Here is a 9,015-nt window from a genome sequence, read left to right on the forward strand (position 1 = left end):
CGTGGCACGACTGCCGGACCTTGTGGCTGTGCTCCAGTAGCCCTCCGATCCGGCTGCTCTTTGGCGCCGTTCCACGCGAAACGTCCTCTCGGGCTGGCTGAGAATTGTTGTGTTGCTGACGACGCCGATGTGCGTGGTGGCGTCCGTGCTCGCCTCGGACGACATTCGGGCCGGCAGCGATAGGCCCGACTCACGTGAAACACGGACTAATGCACCTACTTCCCTGGGCGGTTGGTTCAGGAACATGGGCGTGACAGTCGTCCAGCTAACGGGCAGCCTAGATCGAACCCCGCGATTCACGTGAAACGGGGGCTGGTGTGCGGTCATCTCTGCGTGGTCGCAAACGCACGGAACGCAGCGTCAAGCCATCGATTCGGCGACGTCGGTCGTACGCTGGAAGGGATTGGTCGGCCCCTGGGCATGGTCACCGTTTCACGGGAAACGACGACTCGAGAGCCCCGCTTACCCCTACGTTCACTACCTAGAGCGGGGAACCGGGGATGGGGGGGGGGGGGACATTTCGCGCCCTGGACCGATCCTGGATTCGGCGGCGACCTTCGGAATCTTCTCTCCAGAGCGTCACTTGGTGCGATATGGCGGGGTCCACGTGGAACTGTGCCCTCGCGAGAGTTTCACGTGGAACGCGTATGAGTTCGTGCTTGGGATGTGCATGGTAGGCAGGCTGCCGGGGTGGCGACGGCGGACATCAGGGCATCGCCACTTCCCAACTGTTGCCCCACGAGCTCAGTTTCCCGTGGAACATGGCCAGCATCAGATGGGCCCCCGCCGGAGGTCGAGATTCGCCTGGAACGACACGACTGAGCGCGGCCCGGACTCCTATGGCCGCTCGTCAGCGGGGAGACCTCGCAAGCCGCGCCTCCCTATCGTTCCCCGTGAAACATCGATATCGTGCGCGCCAGAGCCGTGAGGCGGCTACCGGTCATTGGCGTTTGAAAGCCTATAGAACTGCTGCACGGTCAAGGAAGGGCGGCGAGGAGGAGACAAGCTCATGGGCCAACAGCGCCTTGGATCAACGTTTCACGTGGACCAAGCGAGAACTAGGGATCTTGCGATGGTTTCGCGTGAAACGTCCCCCAGGTGTGGGGTAGCGCCGTGGTCGCCGGAGCCTGGAATCCGCTGGCCAAATGGGGAATGGACTTCCCTCCTGGCGTCTGTGCTGTGGACGAGCCCTTCCTGGAGGCGGGCCACCATGATCGACGTCCCCACTGAGGCGGCCTCCGGGTTCACTTCGCCGTCCTCGTTTCCCGTGAAACGTGGACGGGTAGTAGACCGTAGGCCGCTCTCGCCAGCTCCGCAGCACGGGCTAAGGGCGACGTGCGACCGCGACTCTGTGTTCCCCGTGAAACGTGTGTAGCTAGATGAGCCGGTGCTGGGAAGGCGCAGCGGATCGCTACCCGGGTGAAAACTTGCCCGAGCGGTGGCTGGTCTTAGTCGTACAAGCGAACTCTCAACCCGCCTTTGGTATCACTGATGATCTCGAACTCAGTTCCACGTGGAACGTGGATGGGCCGAGCCCGGCTGCGCCCGACCGAGGCACGGTGGAAGTCGACCACAGCACAAAGCGTGCCGCGACGCTTCACCCGGCGCAGGGTCGGTGCTTGCGCGGCGGGGGGCCGCGACGCGATGTTGCCCGTGAAACATGGACGTAACGCCCCTCCCGGCGAGCCGGCGAAGGCAACACATCGCGCGGTCCAGGTTTCACGAGGAATTGCGCGATCGGCGCACCGAACCCGAGCCCGCACTCCTCCACTCTCCCCAAGCCACGTCGACCTACGGCAGCAGACGGAGAGGAATCAGTTTCTTCCGGAGGGGCGCTGCGCGCACACGGGCCGCAGGGCAAGGCGTGCATGCCGGTTCACTGCCGTCGCTTTCACCTGCGATCGCTTCACGTGACTCCCGAGACTTGGAAAGTCCCCGCCAGCGGCCACGGCGTTCGTGCACATTCGCTACGGGCAGCAGATGCATGTCAAGCAGCGGGCGGTGCCCGTCATGCACAGTGTGCGTAACATTGTGGACAACTACATCTGGACAGGTGTACAGATTCGGTGTCGTCACACGCGCATGTGCAAGGTCACGTGAACCAGCGGTGCCGATCTCCCGCCGCTTGGACAGTGTTCCTGCAGGTCAGGACAGCTTTCCCAGCAAAGCGCCTGGTCGACGGCTTTCCCCACTTGTGCACACCCAATTGTGGATAACCCTGTGGATCTACCCGTCCACTAATGTGGACGGACATGTGGACAACACTGTGCACAACCTGATCCATGCACGTCAGCGCTTGCAGTCCTAGGTGATTTGACAGCCGCGGAGCAGGACGTGCGTCCCCCTCAGTGCCGCGAGTCCGGTCCGAATTCCGTCTCCACCACATGCTTGGCGAGGGCACCCGTGCGTCGGTGCGTCAACGTCCAGGGCCCCTCCAGCAGGAGCCTCTCCCCATTCGGGGTGACACCACACAGGGACGACACGGTGAGCCGTTCCTCTGCGTCATCGGGGGCGGCCTCTAGAGCAGCAGATCGGAATCTCATCCAGGTGGGAAGCATGTCGATACCCCACTGCTCGAGGACGTCGCCTTCGGGGTCCTCGACGAGCAGAGCGAGCATGCTCGGCCCCCAGCGCCGGCTGAGCTCCCTGAGCACCGTAGGCGCCGGGCGCGACGGCCCAGCCCACGAGGCGCTCACCAGGACCACCACCGGCGATTCAGGGCTGCCGGTGGTGGTCTGCTGGGGCGTGGAGGTCACTGACCGGCGGCGGCCAGGACCTGCTCGGCGTGGGCGTTGGCAGCCGTGTCCGCGAGCCAGCGCTCGGCGTCCAGGGCCGCCTGGCAACCGGTCCCGGCCGCGGTGATCGCCTGGCGGTAGGTGTGGTCCACGACGTCTCCCGCAGCGAAGACGCCGGGCACGGAGGTGAAGGTCGAGCGGCCCTGGCAGACGATGTATCCCTCGTCATCGAGCTCGAGCTTTCCGCGCACCAGATCGGTGCGGGGCAGGTGCCCGATCGCCTCGAAGACGGCAGAAGTCTCGAGCACGCGCTCCTGGCCGCTGACAGTGTCCCGAAGCGTCACGGACTCGACCTTGTCGATGCCGTTGATGCTCACCAGCTCGCTGTTCCACGCAAAGCTCAGCTTCGGATCCGCCTCGGCCCGGCGAGCCATGATCTTCGAGGCACGGAGTTCGTCGCGGCGGTGCACCAGGGTCACGGACTTGCCGAAGCGGGTGAGGAAGGTGGCCTCTTCGACGGCGCTGTCGCCGCCGCCGACCACGACGATCTCCTTGTCCTTGAAGAAGAATCCGTCGCACGTGGCGCACCAGCTGACCCCCTTACCGGAAAGCGCCTCCTCGCCGTCGATCCCCAGCTTCCGGTACTCGGAACCCGTGGTGATGATCAGCGCCTTCGCACGGTAGACGGTGCCGTCGTCGAGGGTGACGGTCTTGATCTCACCCTCCAGGTCGAGCTGCACCGCGTCGTCATAGATGATCTCGGCACCGAAGCGCTCAGCCTGCTCCTGCAGATTCGTCATCAGCTCCGGCCCCTGGACGCCGGTCGGGAAGCCGGGGAAGTTCTCCACGTCCGTGGTCGTCATCAGCGCGCCGCCTGCGTCGAGGGCACCGGCGATCACGATCGGGTTCATCTCGGCACGCGCGGTGTAGATGGCTGCGGTGTAGCCGGCCGGGCCGGAGCCGACGATGACGACCTCGTGGACCGTCTCATCCTGCTCGATATCAGCGGCTGGTGCTGCGGCGGGCTGCGTGGACAGCGGGGTGCCGCCGAGGATGTTGAGCGCCTGGATGGGCTGCGTCATGGGGGTGTCCTTCCATGGGAACTGTCGTAGGTGGTCGGCGGGAGGACCGCCATCGAGTATTGCGCGGCGGGTGGGTCGTTCGCCGCATGAGGTCAGAGGGGGCCGATCATCACGTCACCGGACCAGAGCCTGTTCTCCTGGGACGAGGTACCGTCCCCGGAAGTGCCGCAGGCGGGAAGGACCACGGTGGCGGAGACGGTTCCGCCGTTGGCACGCAACGTCTCGCGGTCCATCGGTCCGTGGACGAGCAACCAGCTCGATGTCTCCTCGCCGCCCCACGCGACCTCCTCCATGATCAGGATCGATTCCGGGATGTTCTGCTCCCGTAGGCACTGTGCAGCATCGAAGCTCGTCATCGGCTGGATGGTGCCGGTGTCGATCAGACGCTGCACCTCTGTGCCGAGCGTCGTCTCAGTGATAACGGGAACGCCCGCCGAATTCTTCCCGCTTCCGGCGAGGGAGTCGACCGAGGTCGACGCCGAGTGGGAGCTGCTGGTGGTGGCTCGTTCCAGCGCGCCGGCGAGCTGGATCCCCAGCAGGCCAGCGACCAGCAGCGCGATCAGCAGCAGAGGGATGGGGATGCCCAGGACCGTGACCTGACGCGCAGCGCTCTCCGTCCCCCTGCGGGGGGATGGAGGACGGGGGGACCGCGAGGTCATTCGACCTGGATCTCTGCGATGCGGGCGCGGAACCGGCCGGTCTCGTTGCTGTCCGGGGGCAGTTCCGTGATCCACAGCGCGACCCGTTCGGCCTCGAAGGGCTCAGGGGTCTCGAGCCGGACCTCCCCGTCCCCGGCGAGCTCGCCGGTCGAGAGCACGTCCCCGAGGGAGCCGTCGTCGTTCACGGCCCGCAGCTCGATCGTGCCGCCGTTGTTGCGTGCGGTGGTGAGGGTCACTGCGGTGAGCGTCGAGGGCTCGGCGAAGTTCAGGCGGATCCCCACGCCCTCCTTCAGGCCTCCGTAGTCGGGACTCCCGTAGTGCTTCGTGGACCAGAACGTCGCGGGGTCACCGTCGGTGAGCAGCTCCTGCTGGTCGGTGTGGTCGGGTTCCCGATCGCTCCCCTCGGCGAAGAGCTCGACACCGGTGACCTCGGGTGCGGGAAGGGCGGGATCCTCGGTCGCCTCGGCGGTCGGTTCGACCGGGGCTTCGCCGGTCTGCTCCGCGCTGGGGGCCTCTGCCGCGGGTGCGGAGGTGGCCAGCGGGTCCTCCAGGATCCCGCTGAGGTCGCGAGTGATCGAGGTGAGCGCGATGACCAGTGCGACCATCACCACGATGGCGCCGCCGATGATGATCCACTGCGATTGCAGGGAACGCTTCTCCTCATCGCGGGGACCCATGGTGAAGGTCTCCGGAGCGTCGGCATCCACGGCCACCCCGACCACATCTCGCAGCAGCGAGCTGCGGGCGAAGGGCGCGGTGCTCTCGTCGGGGGTGTCGTCGAACCGAGTGCGATCTCGACCATGGACCACGATCGGTCCGTCTTCTCGGACGGGTGCGAGGGATGCTGTGCGACCGGAGACCGGAACCGGAGCGACCGACTGCTCGTCAGCACTGTGGACGACCGGTTGCGCGGGGATCGGCGCTGAATGGTCCGGGGTGGAGGCGACGCTGATCTCCGAGGGCGCAGCGGGGGGCTGCTGCGCTCGCACGTCGGAACCCGACGGGGACTGGTCGGGAGCGAGAGTCGGGGCGTCAGCCTGCTCCGCACCGTGGGCCACCGGCCAGTGGGTGCCGGAGGAACGCGATGGCAGGTCGGCGGCGTTCGCTCCGCCAGCGGCAGTTGTGCCAGAAGCAGCCGCAGCGGCGCCAGCAGCGGTGCCTGCAGCGGCACCGGCGGTGAGGCCTCCTGCGGGGAGGGCGCTGGACGCGCCGGCCGCGCGGGCGGACGGCTCCTCAGAGGATGGTCCCTCGGACGATCGCGCTGCGGATGGAGGCTCCTCGGACGATGGCGCCGGGTGCGTGGCCGCCCCGTTCGCCGCTGGGCCCGTAGCTGCAGCAGGGTCCGTGGGCGCTGCCGGGCCCGACGTCGGCTGCGGCCGGGTCGGGAGGGTGATCTCCAGGTGGCCCGGGAAGGGGCTGCTGGATCGCTTCTCGTCGAGCTGCAGGTCTGTGACCAGAGCCTTCGCTTCTGAGGAGGCGCGCCGGGCCTCCTCGGCCCTGGCCAGGGCCGCTTGGCGAGCCGCCTCGTCGGCCGCGTCAGCCTTGGCAGCCTCGTCGGCTGCTTCGGCCTGATTGGTCTGGTCCTCTGCCGCTGCGGAAGGTGAGGCGTCGACGTCAGGCGCTGAACCGTCGGAAGTGAGATCAGCGTCGGCAGAACCGTAGTGATAGCTCTCGCTGCCGGAGGTTGGCTGCGTCGGGGTTGCAGCAGCCGCTGCGATGCCCGCGGCACCCGTCGCTGCTGCGGCACCGGACGCTGCTGCGGCGCCGGTCGCGCCCGCAGCGCTGGCGGAACCGGCGCCCGGTGCAGCGGCAGAGCTCTCAGCCGGGCTCTCAACCGGGCTCTCAACCGGGCTCTCAGTCGGGCTGTCGGACGGCGCCTGAGCGATCGTGTCCTCGTCGGGCACGGCCTGCATCAATGCTGTGCTCTCGAGCAGCTCGTCCTCGCCCTCGCCGCCGTCCTGCGTCCCGTCCGCTGCGGGCTGCGCCCCGTCCTCCGTGGGCGCGGCCTCGGGCGTGGCCTCCACCGGTGGTGGGGCAAGCTCCGAGGAAGGTTCGGGGGCGTCCGACGGCGAAGGCTCCGGGGTCCCGGCCGGTGTGGGCTCCTGCGGTGCCCGGCGGGGATATGCCTCGAGGGTCACCGGGATGGACTGCCACGGCTCGAGCGCCTCGATCAGTCCGCGAGTGGTCTCGGGGATCTCGTCGGCCGATTCATTCAGCACCAGGTCGCACAGCAGATCCAGGTCCTGGGGAATCTCGGTGTCCACCACGGTGGAGGGCCGGGGCACGTTCCCCTGGGCGTCGTGCCGCGGGCTGCGGCCCGTCAGCGCCCGGTACAGCAGCGCGACCAGGGCCGCGGTGTCCTGGAAGGAGGCCACCTCGCGGGACCTGTCGAGGCCGGGATGGGACGCGGCCTCCACCCCGATCCCGAGGATCAAGACAGCGCCTGAGCGGGTATCGACGAACACCCGGTTGGAGTCGAGCAGCTGATGGCGCACGCCGCGGCGTCGGGCGGCCTCGAGGCCGGTCGCGGCCTCGCCGATGATCGCGCGGGCGGTCTCCGGGTGGAGCGGGCCGCGGGCCAGCAGCGCCGCGAGCGGCGGTGCGGGGGGCAGCAGATACTCCACCACCGTCGTCGGCCCCTGCGCATTCCCGGAGGAGGGCTGCTCCGAGGAGGTCTCCCGTGGATCGTCGAGCACCACGATCTCCTGGACGGGCAGCAGATGCGGGTCGTCGACGAGATACGCGCGGCGGACCGCGTCGGCGGCCTCCAGGGCGGTGTCGCCGTGCACGATGTACAGGACCACGCTCTGACCGGTCGCCACCGATCGGGCACGACGCCATGAGGCGCCCTCGGCGACGCCGGTCAGAGGGATCGTGCCCTCCAGCGTCCACCGGGACCGCAATGCGTCCGGCTCTGAATTCGTGTTCACGGCCCGTCCTTCTCGTCGTCCGGCGGGGGTGTGCCCGTCACGTGCATCGACCATGTTACGAGCCCACCACCTTGCCGCGGTGGGTGAACCGGCGCAGCCGACGCTGCACGGCGTCGACCAGGTGGCGCACCTCCGGCACCTGCAGCAGGTAGGCAACCGCGGTGAACACCACCACCATCACCCCTGCCACCAGGGCGCCCAGCAGCACGGCGAGGGCCCGGTGGGTCCAGAACAGATCGTCCGCCAGGCGTACCAGCGCGGTGCCGAGAGCCCAGCTCACCAGAGCGGCTGCCGCGAGCTTCCCGAACATCAGCGCCCCGGACGCTGCACTCGGCGGGAGCGTGTCGTGCCGGGCCGCGAGCCGGCGCAGCTGCCACATGCCCAGCAGCCACGCGAGCAGGCTTCCGAGGCTGGTGGAGCCGGCCGCGGCCATCGCCGCATATGCCGGATCGACCATCGTCAGGATGATCGGCACCGAGAGCACCGTGACCACGGCGATCGGTAACTGGGCGATGAACGGGGTGCGGGCATCCTCGTAGGCGTAGAACACGCGCTTGATGAGATAGAGGGACGCGAAGGGCACCAGCCCGAGCATGTAGGCGATCAGCACGGTGCCGTTGGCTCGGGCGCCGATCTCCGCCGTGCCGCCGCCGATCACCCACATGATCGGTCCGGCCAGGGAGATGAACACGGCGGTGCACAGCATCATCGGCACCGCGAGCATCCGGTTGGTCTCGGAGTAGCGGGCCAGCGCGCCGGCGTGGTCCGACTCAGCGGCATGGCGCGAGATCGCCGGGAAGGCGGCAGTGACCAGGGTGACCGCGATGATGCCCTGCGGGATCATGAACGCGAGGTAGGCCCACTCCATGGTGAGCAGCGCCGGATAGCGTGCCGCCAGCTCCGGCTGATCCTGGTAGTGCTCCGTCATCCGCACCGCACCGCCGGTGGCCCAGCGGGATGCCCAGATGCCGAGCTGCCCGAGGCCAAGCATCGCCAGCGACCACAGCCCGATCCGGCTGAGCTTGCCCAGGCCCAGCCCGCGCAGGCCCCACTTCGGGCGGAGGCGCAGGTCGAGCTTCTTGACGTACCAGAACAGGAACAGCACCTGCGCGGCCGAGCCGCCCACGTTGATCACGGCGATCGCCACGATCATCGACATCGTCCACTGGCCGGGATCGCCGACGGTGCCCCACACGCCCAGGAACAGCGCGGCACCGAGGATGCCGATGAGATTGTTGACCACCGGCGCCCACTGGTACGGCCCGAACGAATCGTGCGCGTTCAGCAGCTGGCCGCACATCACGTACAGCGCCGAGAAGAAGATCTGCGGCATCATCCAGTAGCCCATCTGCACCGCGAGCGCGTACGTCGCGGGGGGCAGCAGGCCGCTGGTCAGGGTCAGCAGCAGCGGGACCGCGACCAGGCAGGCGGCGGTGATTCCGAGCGACACCACCGCGACCAGGGTCATCAGGCGCGAGATGTAGTCGCTGCCGCGGTCCGGACGCTTCACCGCGCGGACGATCGCGGGCACCAGGATCGCGTTCAGAGTGCCGCCGCCCACCAGCAGCCAGATGGTGTTGGGCAGCGTGTTCGCAGCACTGAAGGCGTT

The 9,015-nt window shown here is 68.1% G+C and carries 4 protein-coding genes; all 4 read right to left on the reverse strand.

Annotated elements, in window-relative coordinates:
* Nucleotides 1–2,752: 2,752 nt before the first annotated feature.
* Nucleotides 2,753–3,817, reverse strand: a complete 1,065-nt coding sequence (gene trxB / locus ACT3SQ_RS12445; RefSeq protein ID WP_442332315.1) for a thioredoxin-disulfide reductase — start codon at nt 3,815–3,817, stop codon at nt 2,753–2,755.
* A gap of 92 nt (nt 3,818–3,909) precedes the next feature.
* Nucleotides 3,910–4,476: a hypothetical protein gene (locus tag ACT3SQ_RS12450; RefSeq protein ID WP_441444891.1), complete on the reverse strand. Its 567-nt coding sequence runs from the start codon at nt 4,474–4,476 to the stop codon at nt 3,910–3,912.
* Nucleotides 4,473–7,406 carry a hypothetical protein gene (locus tag ACT3SQ_RS12455; RefSeq protein WP_441444890.1) on the reverse strand — a complete coding sequence of 978 codons (2,934 nt, stop codon included), beginning with the start codon at nt 7,404–7,406 and terminating at the stop codon, nt 4,473–4,475. Before ACT3SQ_RS12455 ends, ACT3SQ_RS12450 begins: the two co-directional genes overlap by 4 nt.
* Nucleotides 7,407–7,461: 55 nt before the next feature.
* Nucleotides 7,462–9,015 (reverse strand): murein biosynthesis integral membrane protein MurJ (murJ, locus tag ACT3SQ_RS12460; protein ID WP_444601174.1); only part of this gene is annotated, 1,554 nt, incomplete at its 5' end.

The sequence above is a fragment of the Brachybacterium sp. AOP42-C2-15 genome, assembly GCF_052377065.1.
Lineage (GTDB): Bacteria > Actinomycetota > Actinomycetes > Actinomycetales > Dermabacteraceae > Brachybacterium.

What these genes read in the sequence shown, in the direction of transcription:
- trxB (WP_442332315.1), bottom strand. Translation starts at nt 3,817, where the DNA reads ATGACGCAGCCCATCCAGGCGCTCAACATCCTCGGCGGCACCCCGCTG.
- ACT3SQ_RS12450 (WP_441444891.1), bottom strand. Translation starts at nt 4,476, where the DNA reads ATGACCTCGCGGTCCCCCCGTCCTCCATCCCCCCGCAGGGGGACGGAG.